20 protein-coding genes are annotated in these 21,655 nt (G+C 56.8%); 8 read left to right on the top strand and 12 right to left on the bottom strand.

The annotated features are described in order from the left end of the window. Positions 1-81 precede the first annotated feature (81 nt). Positions 82-1,161 (bottom strand): dipeptidase, encoded by a 1,080-nt coding sequence (locus tag J5067_RS18815; RefSeq protein WP_264651761.1) that lies wholly within the window; start codon positions 1,159-1,161, stop codon positions 82-84. Positions 1,162-1,361: 200 nt separating this feature from the next. On the opposite strand from J5067_RS18815, the gene J5067_RS18810 reads away from it, so the two are divergent. From J5067_RS18810 to J5067_RS18785, 6 genes are read left to right on the top strand one after another with little or no spacing between them, the layout of a single operon-like run. After that, positions 1,362-2,957 (top strand): ABC transporter substrate-binding protein, encoded by a 1,596-nt coding sequence (locus J5067_RS18810; protein WP_264651760.1) that lies wholly within the window; start codon positions 1,362-1,364, stop codon positions 2,955-2,957. After that, positions 2,957-3,967 (top strand): ABC transporter permease, encoded by a 1,011-nt coding sequence (locus tag J5067_RS18805; protein ID WP_264645448.1) that lies wholly within the window; start codon positions 2,957-2,959, stop codon positions 3,965-3,967. The genes J5067_RS18810 and J5067_RS18805 overlap by 1 nt, the downstream gene beginning before the upstream one ends. Next, on the top strand, positions 3,964-4,866 hold the full coding sequence (locus J5067_RS18800) for an ABC transporter permease (RefSeq protein ID WP_264626697.1): 903 nt from the start codon (positions 3,964-3,966) through the stop codon (positions 4,864-4,866). The genes J5067_RS18805 and J5067_RS18800 overlap by 4 nt, the downstream gene beginning before the upstream one ends. Beyond that, positions 4,867-5,697 (top strand): ABC transporter ATP-binding protein, encoded by an 831-nt coding sequence (locus tag J5067_RS18795; RefSeq protein ID WP_264645449.1) that lies wholly within the window; start codon positions 4,867-4,869, stop codon positions 5,695-5,697. It abuts the gene before it with no gap. After that, entirely contained in the window at positions 5,694-6,434 is a 741-nt protein-coding gene (locus J5067_RS18790; RefSeq protein WP_264645450.1) for an ABC transporter ATP-binding protein, read from the top strand. The genes J5067_RS18795 and J5067_RS18790 overlap by 4 nt, the downstream gene beginning before the upstream one ends. Next, on the top strand, positions 6,431-7,951 hold the full coding sequence (locus J5067_RS18785) for a serine hydrolase (RefSeq protein WP_264651759.1): 1,521 nt from the start codon (positions 6,431-6,433) through the stop codon (positions 7,949-7,951). The genes J5067_RS18790 and J5067_RS18785 overlap by 4 nt, the downstream gene beginning before the upstream one ends. Positions 7,952-7,997: 46 nt before the next feature. Here J5067_RS18785 and J5067_RS18780 read toward each other — a convergent pair whose 3' ends face one another. The 8 genes from J5067_RS18780 to J5067_RS18745 form a co-directional block, all read right to left on the bottom strand. Further along, entirely contained in the window at positions 7,998-8,960 is a 963-nt protein-coding gene (locus J5067_RS18780) for an isoaspartyl peptidase/L-asparaginase family protein (protein WP_264651758.1), read from the bottom strand. A 15-nt stretch (positions 8,961-8,975) separates the two neighbouring features. Next, positions 8,976-9,797, bottom strand: a complete 822-nt coding sequence (locus J5067_RS18775) for a M55 family metallopeptidase (RefSeq protein ID WP_264651757.1) — start codon at positions 9,795-9,797, stop codon at positions 8,976-8,978. 10 nt (positions 9,798-9,807) lie between these two features. Further along, a complete protein-coding gene (locus J5067_RS18770) occupies positions 9,808-10,866 on the bottom strand; it encodes a P1 family peptidase (RefSeq protein WP_264651756.1) in 1,059 nt (352 codons plus the stop codon). 7 nt (positions 10,867-10,873) lie between these two features. Further along, entirely contained in the window at positions 10,874-11,776 is a 903-nt protein-coding gene (locus J5067_RS18765) for an ABC transporter permease subunit (protein ID WP_264645455.1), read from the bottom strand. Between the two features lie 8 nt (positions 11,777-11,784). Next, positions 11,785-12,705: an ABC transporter permease subunit gene (locus tag J5067_RS18760; protein WP_264651755.1), complete on the bottom strand. Its 921-nt coding sequence runs from the start codon at positions 12,703-12,705 to the stop codon at positions 11,785-11,787. A gap of 18 nt (positions 12,706-12,723) precedes the next feature. Continuing rightward, on the bottom strand, positions 12,724-14,265 hold the full coding sequence (locus J5067_RS18755) for a glutathione ABC transporter substrate-binding protein (RefSeq protein WP_264645456.1): 1,542 nt from the start codon (positions 14,263-14,265) through the stop codon (positions 12,724-12,726). An 86-nt stretch (positions 14,266-14,351) separates the two neighbouring features. Further along, positions 14,352-16,217 (bottom strand): ABC transporter ATP-binding protein, encoded by a 1,866-nt coding sequence (locus J5067_RS18750; RefSeq protein ID WP_264651754.1) that lies wholly within the window; start codon positions 16,215-16,217, stop codon positions 14,352-14,354. Positions 16,218-16,252: 35 nt separating this feature from the next. Continuing rightward, a complete protein-coding gene (locus J5067_RS18745; RefSeq protein WP_264651753.1) occupies positions 16,253-17,218 on the bottom strand; it encodes a dipeptide epimerase in 966 nt (321 codons plus the stop codon). A 222-nt stretch (positions 17,219-17,440) separates the two neighbouring features. On the opposite strand from J5067_RS18745, the gene rph reads away from it, so the two are divergent. Together rph and pyrE are read left to right on the top strand one after the other, a co-directional pair. Then, complete coding sequence (gene rph / locus J5067_RS18740) at positions 17,441-18,178, top strand: ribonuclease PH (RefSeq protein WP_264645459.1); 738 nt, start codon at positions 17,441-17,443, stop codon at positions 18,176-18,178. 148 nt (positions 18,179-18,326) lie between these two features. Then, a complete protein-coding gene (gene pyrE, locus J5067_RS18735) occupies positions 18,327-18,974 on the top strand; it encodes an orotate phosphoribosyltransferase (protein ID WP_264645460.1) in 648 nt (215 codons plus the stop codon). Between the two features lie 179 nt (positions 18,975-19,153). Here the strand turns inward: pyrE and slmA are convergent, their stop codons facing one another. The 3 genes from slmA to coaBC all read right to left on the bottom strand — a co-directional run bounded on the left by slmA (position 19,154) and on the right by coaBC (position 21,555). Further along, positions 19,154-19,750 (bottom strand): nucleoid occlusion factor SlmA, encoded by a 597-nt coding sequence (slmA, locus tag J5067_RS18730; protein WP_264645461.1) that lies wholly within the window; start codon positions 19,748-19,750, stop codon positions 19,154-19,156. A gap of 136 nt (positions 19,751-19,886) precedes the next feature. Next, positions 19,887-20,345 carry a dUTP diphosphatase gene (gene dut / locus J5067_RS18725; protein WP_264645462.1) on the bottom strand — a complete coding sequence of 153 codons (459 nt, stop codon included), beginning with the start codon at positions 20,343-20,345 and terminating at the stop codon, positions 19,887-19,889. Next, positions 20,314-21,555, bottom strand: a complete 1,242-nt coding sequence (gene coaBC, locus J5067_RS18720) for a bifunctional phosphopantothenoylcysteine decarboxylase/phosphopantothenate--cysteine ligase CoaBC (RefSeq protein ID WP_264645522.1) — start codon at positions 21,553-21,555, stop codon at positions 20,314-20,316. Before coaBC ends, dut begins: the two co-directional genes overlap by 32 nt. Positions 21,556-21,655 lie beyond the last annotated feature (100 nt).

Raw genomic sequence — 21,655 nt, 5'->3', positions numbered from 1 at the left:
TGCTCCGTGTTGGTTAGGTCATGATTTCACCTTGAGCAAATTCCATGCAATATCCACGCCACCCGGTACGTTACCCGGCGGTTATTTGCCCCAGGTGGCTTCCAGTACACGCAACCAGTTGCCGTAGCAGATTTTTTCCAACAATGGGCGATCGTATCCGCGCCGCGTCAGCGCCTCGACCAATAGCGGCAGCCCTGCGACATCATGCAGGTCCGGCGGCACGGTGGTGCCATCGAAATCGGAACCAAAACCGACGCTGTCTTCTCCCAGCTTGTTCAGCAGGTAATCGACATGGCGCACAATCTCTTCCACCGTGGCGTTCGGGTCTTTTTTACCATCGGCGCGCAGGAAAGCAGTACCGAAATTCACGCCGACAAAACCGTTGCTTTCACCAATGGCGTCCAGCTGTTTGTCCGTGAGATTGCGGGATTGCGCGCAGAGTGCGTGGGCGTTGGAGTGGCTGGCAACCAGCGGGGCATCGCTGATGCGCGCCGTCTGCCAGAACCCTTTTTCGTCCATGTGCGACAAATCCACCATGATGCGTTTGGCGTTACAGGCTTTCACCAGACGCAGGCCGGTTTCCGTCAGTCCGGAACCGATATCGGGTGAAGAAGGAAAACGAAACGGTACGCCGTCGCCGAAGATATTCGGTCGGCTCCAGAGTGGGCCCAGAGTGCGTAAACCCGCAGCGTGAAGGATATCAAGCAGTTCCAGATCGGGGTCGAGTGCCTCTGCACCTTCAATGTGCAACACCATCGCCAGGGTTCCCGTCGCCATGCAGTGACGAATATCGGCAACGCTGTGGCAAATTTTGGCTTGCCCTGCGGAGGCCGCTTCTATGCGCAACAGCGTGGAAATCATTGAAAAGGTTATCTCTCGGGCGGATTCCATCGACGGCGTTGCATGGTTCACAAACAAACTGTCGTTTTCTGGTACAGATTTTGCTGGGTCTTTAGGGGATGGAACATAAACGGCGAATAATCCGCCAGCCAGTCCCCCTTGTCGGATACGCGGCAGATCGATTTGACCCGCGGCCGGGCCTTGTAAAAAGGCACTGACCGCATCCTCCCGGTGGGAGGCGTAGAGGCGTAATAAAACATCGTTATGCCCGTCAAAAACAGGGAAAGGACGTTGCGTACCCGTTAGGAAATTGTTAGACATATTCAAAGTTATCGGCTCAGGATGCGATGAAACGGTATTTGCCCCATTAAGGTGCACGCTGCCCCAAAATGGACAAATGATTGCGCAGGGAATGGATGTCCTGGTGCATTCATTTAAGCCAATCCCGTTTGGCTATGTCAAGGCTGGATATGAAATAAAATCCAATTAATTGTTAAATATATCAATAAGTTGAGGGATTCATGCTTACCAGGAGACGTTTTCTCGCCGGTTGCGGCGCCGTACCTTTTTTATCCTATCTGAACCTGCACTCCGCTTTCGCTGCCACGCCTCCCACCATGCTGGTGATGGCGATGCAACTGGATAACATGACCAGCCTTGATCCCCATGAAAGTTTTGAAGCGGTAGGCTCTGAAATTGTGGGCAACCTCTACCAGCGTCTGGTGATGCCGAACCCGTTGAAACCCAGCGAAGTGAAAGGCGAGCTTGCCACGCACTGGGAAGTGAGCAACGAAGGGAAGACTTTCACCTTTCATATTGATCCAAAAGCAAAATTCTCTGATGGCACGCCGGTTACCGCAGAAGATGCGGCGTTCTCGTTACAGCGCGCCGTTAAAATGGATAAAAGCCCGGCCTTTATTATCAACCAGTTCGGTTTCACCAAAGATAACGTGGAGCAGCACATCACCGCGCCGGATGCCAGTACGCTGGTGCTGAATCTGGACAAACCGGCGGCAGAATCTTTCCTGCTCTACTGCCTCTCTGCGCCGGTGGGCAGCATCGTGCAGAAGAAAGCCGCGCTGGCGAACCAACAGAACGGTGATTTCGGCTACGCCTGGATTAAACAGCACAGTGCCGGGTCTGGCCCGTTCACGCTGCGCAGTTGGAAAGCGAGCGAAAGCATCATTCTGGAGAAAAATCCCCACTTCCAGACCGACAGCAAGATTCAGCGCGTGATCATGAAGCACATCACCGATCCTGCGGCGCAGTTACTGATGCTGCAAAAAGGGGATGTGGATATCGCCCGCGACCTGACCAGCGAGCAGTTGCGTCCAATCATTAATGATCCTGAGTACAACGTGATCCGCAGTAGTGTCTCCACCATCATGTTGATGTCGTGCAACACCACCAATGAATTACTGAAAAAACCACAGGTGTGGCAGGCACTGAAATGGGCGATTGATTATGATGCCATCCAGAAAAACATCATTCCGCTGACGCACCGCGTGCATCAGAGCTTCCTGCCGGGTGGCTTCCCTGCGGCACTGGACGATACGCCGTTCCATCAGGATGTGGCCAAGGCGAAAGCGTTGTTGGCAGAAGCGGGTTACCCTGACGGGTTCGAAATCACCATCGATCACTATTCTGCTCAGCCGTATCCGGATATCGCTCAGGCCATCCAGACTCAACTGGGTGCGATTGGTATCAAGGCGAAGCTGGTCTCTTCTGAAAACCGTGCTGTATTAACCAAAATGCGTGCTCGCCAGCACCAACTGGCGATTACGGCCTGGGGCGCTGACTACTTCGATCCTAACTCGAACACCGAAGCGTTCTGCGTCAATCTCGATAACACGGAAAATGCGCGTAGCCGTACTCTGGCATGGCGCTGCGGCTGGTCTGACGAAAAATTCAATACGTTAACCGAGCAGGCGTTGCATGAAAGCGATTCCGCCAAGCGTATCGCGCTGTATGAAACCATCCAGCGTGAGCACCGTGAGCACAGCCCGTTTATTTTCCTGATGCAAAACACCTTGCCGATTGCCTGCCGCAAAAATATCAGCGGCGTGAACATGACGGTACTGCGTGACAACCCGTACGATCAGGTGAAAAAAGCCTGATGCCGATAGCAAAACGTATTCTCAGTACGCTGGGCAGCTTGCTGCTCACGCTGTTGGGGTTGTCGGTGCTGACCTTCTTTATCGGTCGCATCATGCCCACCGATCCGGTGCTGGCGATGGTGGGAGACAATGCGCCGGAATACGTGGTGCAACGTGCGCGTGAAGAGATGGGGCTGAATCAGCCCCTGTGGGTGCAGTTTGGCCACTATCTTTCGCAACTGTTGCACGGCGATCTCGGCACGTCGATCCTTACGTCCAATCCCGTGATGACGGATATCGCGCGTTTCTTCCCGGCAACGCTGGAGTTGGCTACCGCAGCCATCATTATCGCTGCGCTGGTCGGTATTCCACTCGGTGTGTGGGCCGCGGTGAGGCAGAGTACCTGGGTCGATCAAACCATTCGTGTGGTTTGTCTGGCGGGGCACTCGTTGCCGGTGTTTGTGCTGGCACTGCTTAGCCTGCTTATTTTCTATGCCGTACTCGGTATTGCGCCGGGGCCGGGACGTCAGGACATCATTTTTCAGGATATGGTGCCGCAGGTGACCGGCTTGCTGACCGTGGATTCGTTGTTGGCGGGTGACTATGCCGCCTTCCACGATGCGCTGGCGCACATGGCGCAGCCGGTCCTGATCCTCGCCTATTTCAGCATGGCGTATATCACCCGCATGACGCGCACTTTTATGCTCAATGCGTTGAGCGGTGAATTCGTCATCACCGCACGCGCCAAAGGGTTGTCGTCACGTCGGGTGATCTGGCGTCACGCCTTTCCGACCGTTGCGGTGCAGTTGGTGACCGTGCTGGCACTGACCTATGCCGGGCTGTTGGAAGGGGCGGTGGTCACGGAAAACGTGTTCGCCTGGCCGGGGCTGGGTCAATACCTCACCACGGCATTGATGAACGCCGACATGAATCCGGTGATCGGTGCCACGTTGCTGGTGGGCACCGTGTACGTGCTGCTCAATTTGCTGGCTGACATTCTCTATCGACTTTGGGACCCGCGCGTAAAATGATTTTTCCTGTCTCACGAGCATGGTTGCTCGACGAAACGCCCGCGACGCGCCGTCAGGCCATCTGGGGGCGACGTTATCGCTTATGGCTGGGGCTACAGGCTAATCCGATGGCGATGATCGGGTTGGTGGTGATTCTGGCCGTACTGGTGTTGTCATCTCTCGCGCCTTGGTTGACGTCTTATCAGCCGGGATTCCAGGATCTGGCCAACCGATTGGCACCGCCTTCTGCTGCCCATTGGTTCGGCACGGATGAATTGGGGCGTGATATCTACACCCGCATTCTGTATGGCGGCCGTACCACGCTCGGCATGGTGATCGCCGTGGTGGTGCTGACTGCGCCGTTAGGGCTGCTGATTGGCTGTGTCGCCGGGTATGCCGGTGGCTGGTTAGATAAAACCCTGATGCGCGTAACCGATATTTTCCTCTCCTTCCCCCGCTTGATTCTGGCGCTGGCGTTTGTTGCTGCGTTGAAACCTGGCGTCGAGAGCGCCATCCTGGCGATTGCACTGACGGCCTGGCCGCCCTATGCGCGCCTGGCGCGGGCAGAAACCATGCAGTTTCGTCACAGTGATTTTATCGCCGCCTGCAAGCTCACCGGGGCGACGCCGTTGCGCATTATCGTGCGCCACATTATGCCGCTCTGCGTGCCGAGTCTGGTGGTGCGTATCACACTGGATATGAGTTCTATCATCATCACGGCGGCCAGTCTGGGCTTTCTCGGCATGGGGGCGCAGCCGCCTTCGCCGGAATGGGGCACCATGATTGCCACCGCGCGACGTTTCTTATTCTCCGAATGGTGGGTGCCGTTGGTGCCGTGTATCGCCATTTTCATGACCTCGCTGGCGTTTAACTTTTTGGGTGACGGTTTGCGTGACGTACTGGACCCTAAGGAGCGCTAAATGTTGGTGGAAATTGAAAATTTGCGAATTACATTTGCGAGTCGCACGCAGACGTTTGAAGCGGTGCGTGGTATTTCGCTCAGTATTGGCAAAGAGAAATTCGCGATTGTCGGGGAGAGCGGTTCAGGCAAATCCCTGACGGCGCGCAGCCTGATGCAACTGCTGCCCGGCAGCGCACGCGTGGAGGCGGATAAGCTCAGCTTTGACGGCATCGATTTGCGCGGCGCGGATGAAAAAACCTTACGTCGTATTCGTGGCAAGCGGGTGGGCTTTATTCTGCAAGACCCGAAATACTCCCTCAATCCGGTGATGACTATCGGTCAACAGATCGCCGAAGCATGGCGTGAGCATAAGGGCGGCTCGCACCGTGCAGCGCTGGCGGCCGCCACCGATTTGTTGGAGCAGGTGCGCATTCGCGAACCGCAGCAGGTGGCCGCACGCTATCCGCATGAGGTGTCCGGCGGGATGGGGCAACGGGCGATGATCGCCATGATGCTGGCTCCTGACCCGGAGCTGCTGATCGCGGACGAGCCGACCAGCGCATTGGATGCCACGGTGCAGGCCGATATCCTCAAGTTGATCGACGATTTGGTCTCACAGCGCGGCATGGGGCTGATTTTGATCAGCCATGACCTGCCGCTGGTGTCGCATTTCTGCGATCGCGTGGCGGTGATGTATGCCGGGCGGGTGGTGGAGATGCTGGCAGCCAAAGATCTCCAGCTTGCGCAGCACCCGTACACCCAGGGGCTGTTGGCCTGTTTGCCGTCACTGAAACATCCACGTGAACGGCTACCGGTAATGAAACGTGATGAGGCGTGGAAAAACGGATGATTACCTTAAATAACTTGCGTATCGCCTTTGGCGCTACCGAGGTGGTCAAGGGCGTCTCTTTTCAGGTAGAGAGCGGCGGCAGTTTTGGTATTGTCGGCGAGAGTGGTTCCGGTAAATCGACCATTCTGCGCGCGCTGGCCGGTTTGAACGATCACTGGCAGGGTGAGATGTTGTTCGGGGGCATGGCTCTGGGTGCCAAACGCGGGCGGGATTTCTTCCGTCAGGTGCAGATGGTGTTTCAAGACCCATACGGTTCCCTGCATCCGCGCCAAACCATCGATCGCATTTTGCAAGAGCCACTGTTGGTGCACCGCGTCGACAATGCCGAGCAACGCATTGCCAAAATGCTGGATGATGTGGGGCTGCCTGCGGCGGTGCGTTTTCGTTTCCCGCATCAATTGTCCGGCGGACAGCGCCAACGCGTTGCCATTGCGCGGGCGCTGATTGTTGAGCCGCAAGTGCTGCTGCTGGATGAACCGACCTCTGCGCTGGATGTGTCGGTACAGGCTGAAATCTTGAATCTGCTGGCAGATATCCGGCAGGAGCGTAAGCTGACCTACCTGATGGTGAGCCATAATCTGGCCGTGGTGACCCACTTGTGCGAGCAGGTGGGGGTGATGCAGCAAGGAGAGATGGTGGAGAGTCTGAGCGCGCAGCAGTTACGTGCCGGGCAGATTCAACATCCTCACACCGCTGAGTTATATGCATTGAGTATCGCATTGGAGGAACCCGCATGACGCTTGATTGGCAGCGGGCGACGGAGGTGGCACAGTCCATCACGGCGCAATGGCAGGGAGAGGGGCAGCCCGGTGGCGCAATTGCGCTGTTTGATGGCAATCAGTTACGGGCATTAAGCTGCGGTGGTCTGGCCGATCTGGCGCAAGGCACGCCGTTTAGCGCTGATAGCGTGGTGCGTTTTGCCTCGGTCACCAAACATTTATTTGCTTCGTTGGTCACCGGCCCGTTAGCAGAGATTATCGCACTCGACGACCGGTTGGCGCAGCATCTGCCCCAACTGCGCGGCCCGAGCGGGCAGGTTACCGTCGGTCAGGCGTTGGATATGACGGCCGGGCTGCACGATTTGCGTGAAACGCTATCGTTGCTTGGGCTATCGGTCTACAACGCCACGCAATCTGATGATTTGCTGGCGTTTGTTGCTGCGCTGGATAAGTTGAACTATCCGGCAGGCAGTGAAATTTCCTATTCCAATACCGGTTATCGGTTGGTGGAGGAGGCGCTGAAAGCCAAGGACATTTTGTTTGCTGAACGCTTGCAGCAGCATATTTGCCAGCCATTAGATATTCACCTGTACGCACCGGAAACCTGGTTCGATATTGTGCCTGGGTTAGTGCCGGGGTATTGGCGCAGCGACAGCGGTTGGCAACTGGCAAGCGCCGGGCTGCATCTTTCTGCGTCCGGCAGCGTGGCGGGCAGCGTGCGTGATCTGAGCACCTGGCTGCAAACGCTGTTGCGCGATGAGGGGCCGGGGCGCGGGGTATTGGCGCGCCTGACCGCACCGCGCCAGCTAACGGATGGTCGCGTGACCGGCTATGGTTTAGGGGTTGCTCATTCACGTTTTGGTGATGCGCACTGGGTCGGCCACGGTGGTTCTCATGCGGGCTATAAGAGCTATTTTCTGCTCGATCCGCAGCGTGGCGTTGGGTTGGCGCTGGTAGCGAACCGTGAGGACGTATCCACCTATGACTGCGCACTGCGCATCATGGCGGCGCTGACCGGGCAAGCGTTACCGCAACCGGGCCATTCACTGATGCCGGGGCTGTATGTGGAGGAAAACGGCAACGAGTGGCTGGAAATCAGTGGCAATAACGCCTGTTGGTTGGGCGCAACCGAGACGCTCTATCCGTCAGAGGACGGAGCGATATCGCTCTCCAGCCATTTGCCGATGCAGTTGCGTCAGAAGGGGGCGGTGATTGAGGGTGAAATAGGCCACGCTGCCAAACGCTTTGTGCTGCCACATCGTGATGATTCTCTCGCGCAAGCGCAAGGCCGTTGGTTCTGCCCGGAATGGCGCAGTGAATGGGTGATTGAGGGCGATCGTCTGGTGATGGGGGTTGGCCCCTCGGCGCCGGTTGCGTCGTTGGAGTGTCTGGGTCAAGGTCGGCTATTGGCGACCGCGCAGGACGGCCCGTGGGAGAAACGCTTTGCGTTGCATATTGAAGGCAACAACATGACGTTTTTGCTTAACCGCAGTCGGGTGGTTACGGCGCGGCGTGGGGACGTTCACTGGGTGTAAGTACGCTAAGCGGAATGCCAGCACAGGGCATTCCGCTACCTGCATGTTAGCGGTAAATGCCAACCCACGGCGCTTGGCCCACATAGCCATAACCGCGATACATCCCTTCACTGTTGAACGGCAAAGCGATGTTTCCTTCTTTATCGACGGCGATCAGGCCGCCACTGCCGTCCAGCGGCAACAGTTTTTCCATCACCACGCGCTCGCCTGCTTGCTTCAGCGTCAGCCCGGCATATTCCATTAACGCAGAGACATCATAGGCTGCCACGCAGCGGATAAACACTTCGCCCGTGCCGGTACAAGAAACCGCGACGGTATTATTGTTGGCGTAACAGCCTGCACCAACGATGGGACTATCGCCTACGCGTCCGGCCTGCTTGTTGGTCATGCCGCCGGTTGAGGTGGCGGCGGCCAGATTGCCTGCGCTGTCCAAGGCCACAGCACCGACCGTGCCATATTTGCGTTCCGGATCGATTGGCTCGCCCTGTGCCACATCGCGCTGACCATCGTGATCCAGCACGACACGCCCTTCTCCTGCTTGAGCATGATGTAGTTGTTCACGCCGGGCATCGGTCGAGAAGAAGTCGGGTTCGACCATCTCCAGCCCCTGCTTACGTGCGAACGCTTCTGCACCCGCCGCAGTAAACATCACGTGCTGGCTCTGCTCCATGACGGCCCTTGCTGCCAGCACCGGATTGCGGATATGGCTGACGCAACTAATGGCACCGGCGTCCCGAGTGCGGCCATCCATGATGCTGGCATCGAGTTCGTGGGTTTCATCGTGCGTAAAGACTGAACCGTGCCCGGCATTAAACAACGGGCACTCTTCCAGCAAACGCACCGCTTCGGTGACCGCATCCAGCGCACTGCCGCCCTGGCTGAGAATCTGCTGGCCGCTGGCGACAATGGCGTTTAACGTTTCGCGGTAGGCTTGCTCTTTTTCTGCGCTCATGGCGGAGCGGGTCAATGCCCCCGCCCCTCCGTGGATCACTATGACTGGCTTGACCATGTCATCTCCCTGTTATTAGTTCTGTGTGGTAGCCAGATACGAGAATGTACTTAGCAAGCGAACGATATCTGTCATGGTGGGTGCGGTGTAGTGTACCGTCACTGCATCACCGCGTTCCACTCCGGGGATCAGGCTAAACAGATCGGCCAGTACCGGTTTGGCAGTCATCAGTTCAAGATGATAGGGGGCAGCGATACGCGAGGTGTTTTCACGGTGCGCGCGCTGCACGGCCTGTTGTGCCTGTGTGCGAATCAGTTGCTGCGCTGCCGCTGGGCTGAGCGATTCTGCCGAGGTTTGCGAAATGGCGCGTTTGACGCAGGCGTAGCCCGTTTGGGGATAATAGCGGGCGATCCACTGTTGCAGGATATTATCGCCGCTGACCAGCCACAGCGGTGTGCCTTTTTCGGCACCGGCAGCGGCATAGATATCGCTCTCACCCATCACTTCATCGTTGATTTTCACCCGATAGAAGGCGCGGCCATTGATGGTGTGCGCCAGTACGCCGTGCTCTCCGGCAGCGCTGTGGTAGCCGATGAACATCAGTCCATCAAACGCCTGCTGCTCCAGCCCATCGACCATCGACAGTATGCGCGGTTTGCCCTGAACCAGACGGGCGCGGGCATCAATATTCTCTGCCCGTAGATTGGTCATGGCGGCGTGGCTGTCAGCCACCACCACTTCCGTTGCGCCACCGGAGAAAGCACCGTCAATGGCGGCGTTCACTTCCTGCTCCATCAGCCCGCGAGCCAGTTGGTACTCGGCTTGTCCGGGGCTGCACTGTTCCGGTCGCATCACGCCGGCGATCCCTTCGATGTCGGCAGAAATAAACACTTTCATGGTTAGGTCCTTACGCTAAAACGTGTTGTGCAAGACTATCTAATACCTGTCGCAAGTCTGGGCGGTGGTGGCCGCGAAAACCGGTCACCGCCTCGGCGCACAGCAAGGCATCCAGTACGGCATGTTCCGTGGCATCGGCGGCGGCGCACAGCATCGATTCCAGCTTTGCGTCTTCTGGCGGCTGCGGCGTGGGCTGGGTGGAAAAAGCGACGGCGATGTCGCCTGAGCCGTGGCCCCAATAGCTGCCCAGACGACCCAGTCCGGCACCGGCGCGTTTGGCGATGCGTCCGAGCTGGCGTGCATCCAACGGTGCATCGGTTGCCATAATGATGATTATTGACCCTGCATCGCGTTGTGGCGCCAGCTCGGGAAGCAGCGGTTCAATAAAGGGGCCAATGTGTAATCCATCCAGCGTGAGCGATGCCAGCGTGCCAAAATTGGCTAGCACCAGCACACCCAGCGTGGCATTCAGTTTGGGAATCAGACGAGATGCGGTGCCGATACCGCCTTTCAGACCGAAGCAGCTCATACCGCGCCCGGCACCGACGCTGCCGCGTGCAAAGTGGGTATCTGCCTTGCGCAGTGCGGCCTGCGCTATGGCTTCCGTCACCGACAATGCCTGAATGTCGTTCAGCCAGCCGTCATTACATTCCAGCGCCAGCGGGTTCACCGTAGGCAGCGAGCGCCCGAGTTCAGGGTTTTTGGCAATGGCGTCGCGCACCAGCGTGGTAAACAGTGTGCCGACCGCAAGCGTATTACTCAGCAGGATCGGGGTTTGCAGTTGCCCCAGTTCTTCCACTTGCACCAGCCCCACCGGTTTGGCAAAACCGTTCAGGACCGCGGCACCGCACGGCAGCGGCTGCGTAAACAGGTTGTCACCGGGCGGCACAATGGCAGTAACGCCGGTTTGCGCCTCGCCCTGCGCCAGCGTTTCATGCCCGACGCGCACGCCAGCCACATCGCACAGGCTGTTGCCAGGACCGCTGGGCATGCGCGGCATGCCGACTTGCTGGTGGTCACGCCAGCGCTGCAATAGGGCGTGCAGCTGCGCCTGTTGAAAAGCCATCATAGGATTCTCATGCATTCTTCAGTTTCGGGTCCAGCGTATCGCGCAAGGCGTCGCCTAACAAATTGAATGACAGCACGGTGAAGAAAATCGCCAGACCCGGGAAGACACTGACGTGCCATTGACCGGCCATCATCATGCTGCGGCTCATCGCGAGGATATTACCCCACTCCGGCACGTCCGGCTCAGGGCCAAGACCGATAAAGCTCAGGCTGGCCGCCGTGAGAATACTGGTGCCAATACGCATGGTGAAATAGACGATCACGTTCGGCAAGGTGGCGGGCAGAATATGGCGGATCAGCAAGACGCGATCCGGTGCGCCCGCGCTGCGCACCGCTTCCACGTAAGCGGCTTGTTTCAAGGTTAAGGCAGAAGCGCGCACGATACGCGCGAACACCGGCACGCTGAATACCGCGACGGCGATAATCACGTTATTCAAGCCAGGACCAAGAATGGCGACCACCGCGATAGCCAACAGCATACCGGGGAAGGCGAACAGCACATCGGCGCTTCGCATGATCAGCATGTCGATCCAGCGTCCGTAAAATCCGGCCAGCAGACCCAGCACAATGCCGACCACCATGCCGAGCGTGACGGAAAACAGGCCAATATATAAGGAGATGCGCGAACCGTAGATAATACGGCTCATCACATCGCGTCCCAGATCGTCGGTCCCCATCCAGTGGCTGGCGGAAGGGGGGGCGGACAGTGCCATCCAATCCGGGTCCATCGGGTTAAAAGGGGCTAGCCAAGGGGCGAAGGCCGCGACCAGCACCAAGAGCAGAATAAATCCGCCGGACACCAGCGCCAGCGGGTTTTGGATAAAAGCCTGCCAGAAGTCACGCATCGGTGAGCGGATGGTGGCGTTATCCTGCGCGGCGGCGGTCATCGTAGGCTCAGTAGAGTGGCTCATGATCGCTCCTAGCGTAAACGAATGGCTGGGTTAACCACGGCGTAGAGCAGGTCGACCAGCAGGTTGATAACAATAAATTCGAACACGAACAGCATCACCAGCGCCTGAATCACCGGCTGGTCCTGCGTTTTGATCGACTCAATCAGCAGCCAGCCCAGGCCGGGCCAACTGAAGACGCTTTCCACCACAATCGAGCCGCCCAGCAGAAAACCAAATTGCAGGCCGAGCATGGTGATAATGGGGATCAGCGCGTTGCGCATGATGTGTTTCCAGGTGATCAGCCGTTGGCGTAATCCTTTGGAGCGCGCGGTACGTACATAATCTTCCTGTGCCACTTCAAGAAATGCGGAGCGGGTGAAGCGCGCCATCACGGCGGCCACGGAAGCACCCAGCGTCAGAGCGGGTAACACAATATCGCTCGGCTGGTTAAAACCGCTGACGGAAAACACCCCGAACGGCATCGCCACAAACTGGATCAGCAGCAATCCGAGCCAGAAAGGCGGCATGGAGATACCGCCGACAGCGGCGCTCATCAACGTCCAATCCTGCCACTTTCCGCGTTTTAATCCCGATACCACGCCAATCAACAGGCCGAGCACCACTGACCAGGCGAAGCCTGCCAACGCCAGCCACATAGTGGGCATAAAGCTTTTGGCGATCACCTCCATCACCGGTTGCTGCGTGCGATAGGTGATGCCCAGATCGCCGCGCAACAAGCCACCCAGCCAACGAACATACTGCTGTGGCAACGGATCGTTGAGCCCTAACAGTTGGCGAGCAGCCTCCACGGCGGCAATCGGGGCATCCGGCCCGGCATAAATCCGCGCCGGATCGCCGGGTAACAGCTTGATAAAACCGAACACTAACAGGGAGACCACCAGTAGCACCGGGATCATTTCCAGCAAACGTCGGACGATATAAGCAAACATGGCGTTCTCCCCGTGCGATTACTTAAATTCAGCCTGATCGAAGATCAACGAGCCATCTGCCAGCATGTAAACGCCAGAGAGATTTTTCGCTTTACCGACCAGATTGTCCGGCGTACCCAGGAACACCACTGGCGCATCACCCCAAATCACTTTCTGTGCTTCGGCGTAGGCCGCGGCGCGCTTGCCCAAATCGGCGGTAGCCAAGCCAGCCATAATGGCTTTATCGGCGGCAGCACTGCTGTAGTAGGCCACGTTATAGGCCGCAGGCACCCAGGATTCGGTGGCATACAGTGGACGCAGCGCCCAGTCGGCATCACCGGTAGACGGTGACCAGCCGTTGTAGAACAGATCGAATTCCGCCTCTTTCGGGTCTTTCACGCCGAACAGTTTGGCGTTACGCATCCCGGAATCCATCGGTGTCACGGTGATCTTGATGCCCACCTGTTCCAACTGCTGCTTGAAGAACTGTGCGCTGCGGATGTAATCGGTACGGTTGGTGGTCCACAGCTTGAGGCTGATGCCATCCGGATAACCCGCTTCTTTCAACAGCGCCTTGGCTTTGGCCGGATCGTAGCTGTAGCTCGGGGTGGTTTGCGCCTGGAAGAATTGAACACCCGGTGCCATCGCTGACGTTGCCGGTGTACCCATGCCCGCGAAGCCGACTTTCAGCCACACATCGCGATTGATGGCGTAGTTGAGTGCCTGACGCACGCGGATGTCATTCATGGGCGGGCGCAGGTTATTCATGGCTAACCAAAATTGATAGATACCGGGGTCACGTTGGACGGCCAGTTTGCTGTCGCTCTGTACGGTAGCCAGCAGATCGGACGGCAGCGGATAAATGGCATCCACCTGACTGGATTTCAGGGCCGCCACGCGCGTGGAGTCTTCCGGCGTCGGGTAGAAGGTCACGCTATCCACTTTCGGCCAGCCTTTCTGCCAGTAGCTGTCATTCTTGACCAGCTTGACGTCTTTGCCCTGCTGCCATTCGGTGAATTTGAACGGACCGGTGCCGACCGGGTGGACGCGCAGTTGCGCTTCATCCGGGTATTTCTTCAGCGCTTCCGGGCTGTGCATCACGGCAGACGGGTGCGCCAGCGTGTTGACGAAGGCACCGAACGATTTGTTCAGTTCAATCTTCACCTGGGTCGGAGACAACACGGTGACGGTTTTCACCATATTGAACAGGCTATTACGTTTTAAGCCTTTGCTCTGATCGGCCAGGCGATCCAGGTTGGCTTTGACCGCTTCGGCGTTAAACGGCGCGCCGTCCTGGAAAGTGATGCCTTCGCGCAGCGTGACCACAAACTCGGTCGCATCGTCATTGCTGGTGTATTCGGTTGCCAGACGCGGGACCAGTTTCATTTGGTTATCAAACTGGAACAGGCGCTCAAAGATACCGCTCTGGATGGAGTAGCTCAGGGTATCTGAAGTGTCGTGCGGATCGAGTCCGGTAATATCGGCATAGATAGAGATGCGCAGATCTTGTGCCTGAGCCGCTGCGGCCAGACAGAGTGAAAGCCCGAGGGCCAGAGCGGAACGATGTCGTAGTGGCTTCATGTTGTGTCTCCCGGTTGTGAATGGGTTGTAGTTGTTGTTGTTTAAAAACGGCATGTTTAAAACTGCTTGTTCATCAATGCGTTTCATTAATGACTGTCGTTGGCGACCCAGTGGTGCGGGTCGACTTCCCGATAGGTCATTTTGTTGACCTCTTCGCCCGCTTTGCGCAGCGGGGAGGGGATTTCGCTGTCATCAAACTGGCGCACGCAGCGCTGTTGAGGGTCGGCAATCGGCACCGAGGCCAGCAAGCGCTGCGTATAGGGATGCTGAGGGTTATTGAACACCGCCTGACGTGGGCCGATTTCCACGATCTGACCGAGATACATCACGGCAACGCGGTTGGCGATGCGTTCGACGACGGCCATGTCGTGAGAAATGAAAATCCATGACACGCCGGTTTTTTGTTGCAGATCCATCATCAGGTTCACCACCTGAGCCTGAATCGAGACATCCAGCGCGGAGACAGCTTCATCAGCAATAATGACCTGCGGTTGCAGCGCCATGGCGCGGGCGATGGCGATACGTTGGCGCTGGCCGCCGGAAAACTCGTGGGGGTAGCGGCGGGCGTGTTCGGGAGGCAGTCCGACGCTTTTCAGCAGTTCCTGCACGCGGGGCGTCGCGTCCTCCAGCGAGCGCGCCAGCCCGTGCAGCAGCAGCGGTTCGGCAATAGTAAAACCGACGGTTAAGCGCGGGTTCAATGACGCATACGGGTCTTGGAAAACCATTTGGATTTCGCGGCGCAACGGCAAAAAAGCGCGATCGTCCATCTGGGAGATTTCATTGCCCTGAAACAGAATACTTTCTGATTCGCTCTGAATCAGACGCAGCAGCGCACGCCCGGTGGTGGATTTTCCACAGCCGCTCTCCCCGACAATCGCCAGGGTTTCGCCAGGCCACACGCAAAAATCAATCTGTTCGACGGCATGTACGCGGTGGGTGACGGCGGAGAAAATGCCGCTGCGGATCGGGTAGTAGACGCGCAAGCCTCGGATATCCAGCAGCGGATCGGCGTCATAGCGAGCGGTTTTCTGTTCGCTATCGCTGGATTGTTGTCCCAGCAGCGGAAAACGACGCGGCCAGGCGCTGTCACGCATATCCCCCAGCTTTGGCACTGCGGCTAACAAGGCTTGAGTGTAAGGGTGCTCCGGATGCGCGAAAATTTGCTCAACCGACCCTTGCTCCACCACTTCGCCACGGTACATCACTACCACGCGATCGGCGATTTCAGCCACCACCCCCATATCGTGGGTAATAAACAGCACGGCGGTATCACTTTGCTGCTGGAGATCGCGCAGGATGTGCAGAATGCGCGCTTGTACGGTGACATCCAGCGCGGTGGTAGGTTCGTCGGCAATCAGCAACTGCGGTTCACACACCAGCGCCTGCGCAATCATTACGCGTTGGCGCATGCCACCGGAGAGCGAAGCTGGGTAGCTTTTCATCACGCGATCGACATCGGCGATGCGCACTTTGCGCAGTAACTCGCGCGCTTTTTTATCTGCCGTGGCGGCATCGCAAAGCTGGTGGTCGCGCAGCGCTTCCGTCAACTGATCGCCGACTTTCAACACCGGGTTGAGCGAGGTCATCGGCTCCTGAAAGATCATCGCCATATCGCGTCCGCGCAGTTGACGGCGATCGTCCTCTTTCATATTCAGCAAGTCGTGGCGCTGCCCGTGGCGGGAATGGAAATGAATGCTTCCGCGCTCAATCGCCGCCGAGTTGGCGAGCAGGCCCATCGCGGTTAACGACGTAACGGATTTTCCCGAGCCGCTTTCACCGACAATGGCGACGATTTCCCCCTTATTGACGGAAAACGAGACGCTTTTCAGGGCGACATGCTTGCCCGATCTGCCGCTGAAGCTGACGCTCAGGTCATCGATTTCCAGCACCGGCATGGCGGTTTGTGGGGGGGCCGACGCCGGGAGCGGGGCGGCCTGTGCGAGTTGCGTCATGTGGACTCCGGTTAACAGTGTGGACTCTTGCTGCGTCATAGCCAGATACGTCCGTGGTGATAAGTCAGATAGGGGGAGCTGTCGGCGGCCAGCCAGAGTGGGCCATCCAGATCGACATAGTCGGCGGCGGCGGCGACCGGTAGTGCGGCTTCCATCGCCAGTGAAGAGCCAACCAGGCAACCGACCATCAGCTTTAGCCCGTGCAACCGCGCTTCACGCACCATTGCCAGTGCTTCTGTTAATCCGCCACACTTATCCAGCTTGATGTTGATCATCTCGTAACGACGGCGGATACCGGGAATATCGCCGGCGTGGCGACAACTTTCATCAGCACAAAGGGGAATCGGGTGCGAAAATCGCAGTAACTCCTGATCTTTGCCTGCCGGTAACGGTTGCTCAATCAGCGCGATGTTATAGGGCAGCAGTGCGTGACACAGGCTGAGTAAATCAATCCCTGCCCAGCTCTCTGTGGCATCGACCATCAGGGTGGCCCGTGGCGCGGCGTCACGCACTGCGGCGATTTTCTCAACGATGTCGCTACGATCCAGCTTGAGCTTTATCACCTGCGCCCCGCGTGATATCGCATCGCGGGTCGCTGCCACCGTGTTTTCCAACGACGCAATGCTCAGCGTTTCCGTGGTGATCAAAGAGGCAGGCGGTTGTATTCCCACCTGCTGCCATACGGTTTGTTTATGCAGGGCCGCATTTAAGCGCCAGAGTGCGCAATCGAGTGCGTTACGTGCCGCACCAGGAGGGAGCAGCGTTTGGATTTCATCCCTCGACGCACCGCGCGTTACAGCGCCACGCACGGCGTCAAGCTGACGGCAGACACTGGCCGCAGACTCTTGATATTCAAACGCGGGGGTACATTCGCCTAAACCGATAAATCCCTGTTCTTCAACGGTAATCCTGACTACGCTTACGGCATTGCGCCGTTCCTGCGCACGCTTGCACGGGCGTGCCAGAGAGAGTTTGACGGTCTCAACCTGCATCTGGCGCATCTCGTGTATCCCTCTGGTGAATGAATAATCAAAACTATTTCATGCAGGGGAATGACTGACGAATACTTGTTTGTCGGGAGGGTATAACCTCAGGCTATACCCTGATGCAGACGCCAACACTCCCCTGCCGATATCGCGAAACGCGCGGCAGCTAAAGTAGGAATTGTTGTTCGAAGGCCGTATAATGCGCGCCAATCAACAGAGCATAACCCGGAGAATCTCATGCGTCCGTCAGGCCGAAGTGCACAACAGGTGCGTCCCATCACGCTAACGCGTGGCTATACCAAGCATGCGGAAGGTTCCGTGTTAGTGGCGTTCGGCGACACGAAAGTGCTGTGTAACGCGACGGTAGAAGAAGGCGTGCCGCGCTTTCTGAAAGGGCAGGGAAAAGGCTGGGTAACCGCTGAATACGGCATGCTGCCGCGTGCGACCCATAGTCGCAATGCGCGCGAAGCCGCCAAGGGGAAACAGGGCGGAAGAACGCTGGAAATCCAGCGCCTTATCGCGCGGTCTCTGCGCGCTGCCGTTGATCTGGAAAAGCTCGGTGAATACACCATCACGCTGGATTGCGACGTATTGCAGGCCGATGGCGGCACGCGCACCGCTTCTATTACTGGCGCGTGTGTTGCACTGGCGGATGCGTTCAACCGCATGGTGGCAAAAGGCCAACTCAAATCCAGCCCGCTCAAAGGCATGGTAGCAGCGGTTTCCGTGGGGATCGTTGCCGGTGAAGCTGTGTGCGATCTCGAATACGTGGAAGATTCTGCCGCGGAAACGGACATGAACGTGGTCATGACCGAAGATGGCCGCATGATTGAGGTGCAGGGCACCGCCGAAGGCGAGCCGTTCAGCCACGAAGAGCTGCTGGCGCTGCTCGCTCTGGCGCGCGGTGGCATTGACACTATCGTCGAGGCGCAGAAAGCAGCGCTGACGCAAGCGCCGGTCGCGGACCTCAAGTAAACATGACTGGCATACACCGCCTGTCGTTTCATCAGCCGTTGCCTGGCAGCGGCGTTATCCATTTTTGCAAAGCGACCTCGGCGTCGCTTTTTTTATGGCTGGTGTTCCAGCCATAACCATACTCACCGTGATACGAGGAGATGCAGTAATGAAAGCCTATCAGCGCCAATTTATTGAATTCGCGCTTAGCAAGCAGGTATTAAAATTCGGCGAATTCACATTGAAATCCGGGCGTGTCAGCCCCTATTTCTTCAATGCCGGGCTATTCAATACCGGGCGCGACCTGGCACTTTTGGGCCGTTTTTATGCTGAAGCGTTGGTGGATGCCAGTATTACCTTTGATGTGCTGTTCGGGCCGGCTTACAAAGGGATTCCGATCGCCACGACCACCGCGGTCGCGTTGGCTGAACACCACGACACCGATGTGCCTTACTGCTTCAACCGCAAAGAAGCCAAAGATCACGGGGAAGGGGGCAATCTGGTCGGCAGCGCGCTGCAAGGCCGTATCATGCTGGTCGATGACGTGATTACCGCAGGTACCGCCATACGTGAATCCATGGGCATTATTGCCGCTAATGGTGCGACGCTTGCCGGGGTGTTGATTGCACTGGATCGCCAGGAACGTGGTACGGGTGCCATTTCTGCCATTCAGGAAGTGGAACGTGATTATCAGTGTCAGGTCATTTCCATTATTACGTTGCAAGACTTGATCAGCTTTTTGGCAGAAAAACCGGAGATGGCCGTGCATCTGGATGCGGTGAAGGCCTATCGCGATCGGTACGGTATTTCTGCGTAGTCGTTATATCCACACCTTGAGGGTTTCAGCCAACGCCGTTGAAACCGGAGATCCTGTGGGGATAAAGTGACAGTATGAAAATAACGCACGTGCTTATTACGTGCGTTATTCTTTGTTTTCTAAATTTTTTGAAAGAAAAAGCAGGCGAAAAATACCAGCAGATGCAGGACTAGCGCAGGTTAGAATATTTGTGCCGCCAACAACGGCCAGCGCGTATCAAATTCCTGTGTCGGTCGGAAACGGAACTCAGAACGAACATAGCGTGACAGCATACCTTCGCAAAAAGCGAGTAGTTGACTGGCAAGCAGTGACTCGTCATGGGTAAGGGCTTTACCCTCTCGTAGCTTGTGCTCGCGCAACACCTGCTTAAGCTGCGATTCAATGCGTTCAAACAGCTGGTTAATGCGTTCTTGCAGGCGGTCCTGTTCGAACATCAGCGCATGGCCGGTCAGGATACGCGTCAGGCCGGGGTTGCGTTCAGCAAAACCCAACATGAGCAACAAAATCAGCCGCAAGCGCTGGAACGTATCTTTCTCATCTTGCAGAATCAGATTGATACGTGTTGTCAGCGAATCTTCAATAAACTCGATAAGGCTGTCAAACATCCGCGTTTTGCTGGGAAAGTGCCGATAGAGTGCGGCTTCGGAAACCCCGACCATTGCGGCAAGCTTTGCAGTTGTGATGCGTTGGCTGCCATCGCTGGACTCCAGCATTTGCGCCAACGCTTGCAAGATTTCCTCGCGACGATTCCTTTTCGTATTCTCTTTCTCTGCCATGTCAGAAAAGACCCTTGATCAAAAAGAAGCTGACAACCATTTAGAATTATTTAGGGTAACGACCTGAATAAACACTACAAAGACACGCGATTGACCGCGTGTCCAGGGGGTAATGCAGGGTATACCGATTTTCGGATCAACGGCGACCAGAATGGCCGAAGCCGCCTTCTCCTCGCTCTGTTCCCACAAAATCATCGACGATGTTAAATTCAGCCTGAACGACGGGAACAAACACCATCTGTGCCAGGCGTTCACCGGGCTCGATAGTGAAGGCTTGCTGGCTACGGTTCCAAACGGAAACCATCAGTTGTCCCTGATAATCAGAGTCAATAAGCCCAACCAGATTACCTAATACCACACCGTGCTTATGCCCCAACCCTGAGCGAGGGAGGATTACGGCAGCCAGGCTGGGATCGGCGATATGGATAGCGATACCGGTCGGCACCAGTATCGTCTCCCCAGCGGCCAATGCGATCCCTTCATCAATACAAGCCCGAAGATCAAGGCCGGCCGAGCCTGCGGTGGCATAGGTCGGTAACGGAAACTGTTGACCAATGCGTGCATCAAGAATTTTTACGTCGATTTTTTTCATCATAACGGCGGACAATCTCATCGATTAAATGTTGGCCAAGGAGGCGCTTTTCGCACAGAGGTAAACGGGTGTCACCCTCCGGCCAAAACAGCTGCAACGCGTTGGTATCACTGTTGAATCCCTGCCCTGAGAGGGAAACGTCATTCGCGCAAATCAGATCCAGATTTTTTCGCGTCAGTTTTTGTCGCGCGTATTCTTCCACATTCTGGGTTTCGGCAGCAAATCCAACGACGAAAGGACGAGCCGCTGACATGGCTGCAACCCCTGCAATAATATCTGGGTTTTTAACCAGTGTGATACTGATTTCATCACCCTGTTTTTTAATCTTGTCGTTGGCTATCTGTTTAGCCCGGTAATCGGCCACTGCGGCACAGCCGATGACAATCTGCTGTTGTGCCGCATGAGACATCACCGCCTGTTGCATGTCCAGCGCGCTGGTCACGTCAATGCGCCGAACGCCCTCGGGGGTTGGCAAGGACACGGGGCCGGCGATAAGTGTTACGTGAGCGCCACGCTCCGCCGCCGCTTGAGCAATGGCAAATCCCATCTTGCCTGAACTGTGATTGGTAATGAAACGTACCGGATCAAGCGCTTCACGCGTTGGTCCCGCCGTGATCATAATATTGAGATGTTGCAGATCGTTGACGCGCGTAAAATATCCGTCGGCGAGCGCAACGATCGCTGATGGATCAATCATTCTACCGGGACCAACATCACCGCAGGCCTGGCTACCGCTATCGGGTCCCCAAACAAGTCCACCGCGCCGTGCCAACGTGGCAAGATTATCCTGTGTGGGTGTCGCGCGATACATCTGCTGATTCATGGCAGGTGCAATGGCGATGGGTGCCGCCGTCGCCAGACAAAGCGTGGTGAGCAGGTCGTTAGCCATGCCAGCGGCTAAACGTGCAATCACATCTGCCGTTGCGGGGGCAAGAATAACCAGATCCGCCCATTTTCCCAGCTCAATATGCCCCATCGATGCTTCGGCGGCAGGATCGAGCAGATCGTCTGATACTGGGTATCCTGAAACCGCCTGAAGCGTGAGCGGCGTAATAAATGCCTTGGCGGCAGGTGTCATTACCACGCGGACTTCTGCGCCGCGATCGCGTAGACGCCTGACAATTTCTGGGCACTTGTAAGCGGCAATACCGCCGCTGATGCCGAGCACGATTTTTTTACCGGAGAGCCCAGGCAGATTGGAAAATCCCGTCATCATCTTTGTCCGATTAACGCCTAAGAGGAAACATTTTATCATAACCTTGCCGGATGAGCGGAATCTTGCTCGCGTTTGTGTGTGTTCATGATGCTTTGTT

This window comes from Candidatus Symbiopectobacterium sp. NZEC151, assembly GCF_025962655.1.
In the GTDB taxonomy this organism is placed as follows: domain Bacteria; phylum Pseudomonadota; class Gammaproteobacteria; order Enterobacterales; family Enterobacteriaceae; genus Symbiopectobacterium.
The sequence above is the reverse complement of the archived record's forward strand: the minus strand, read 5'-3'. Positions and strand labels throughout refer to the sequence as shown.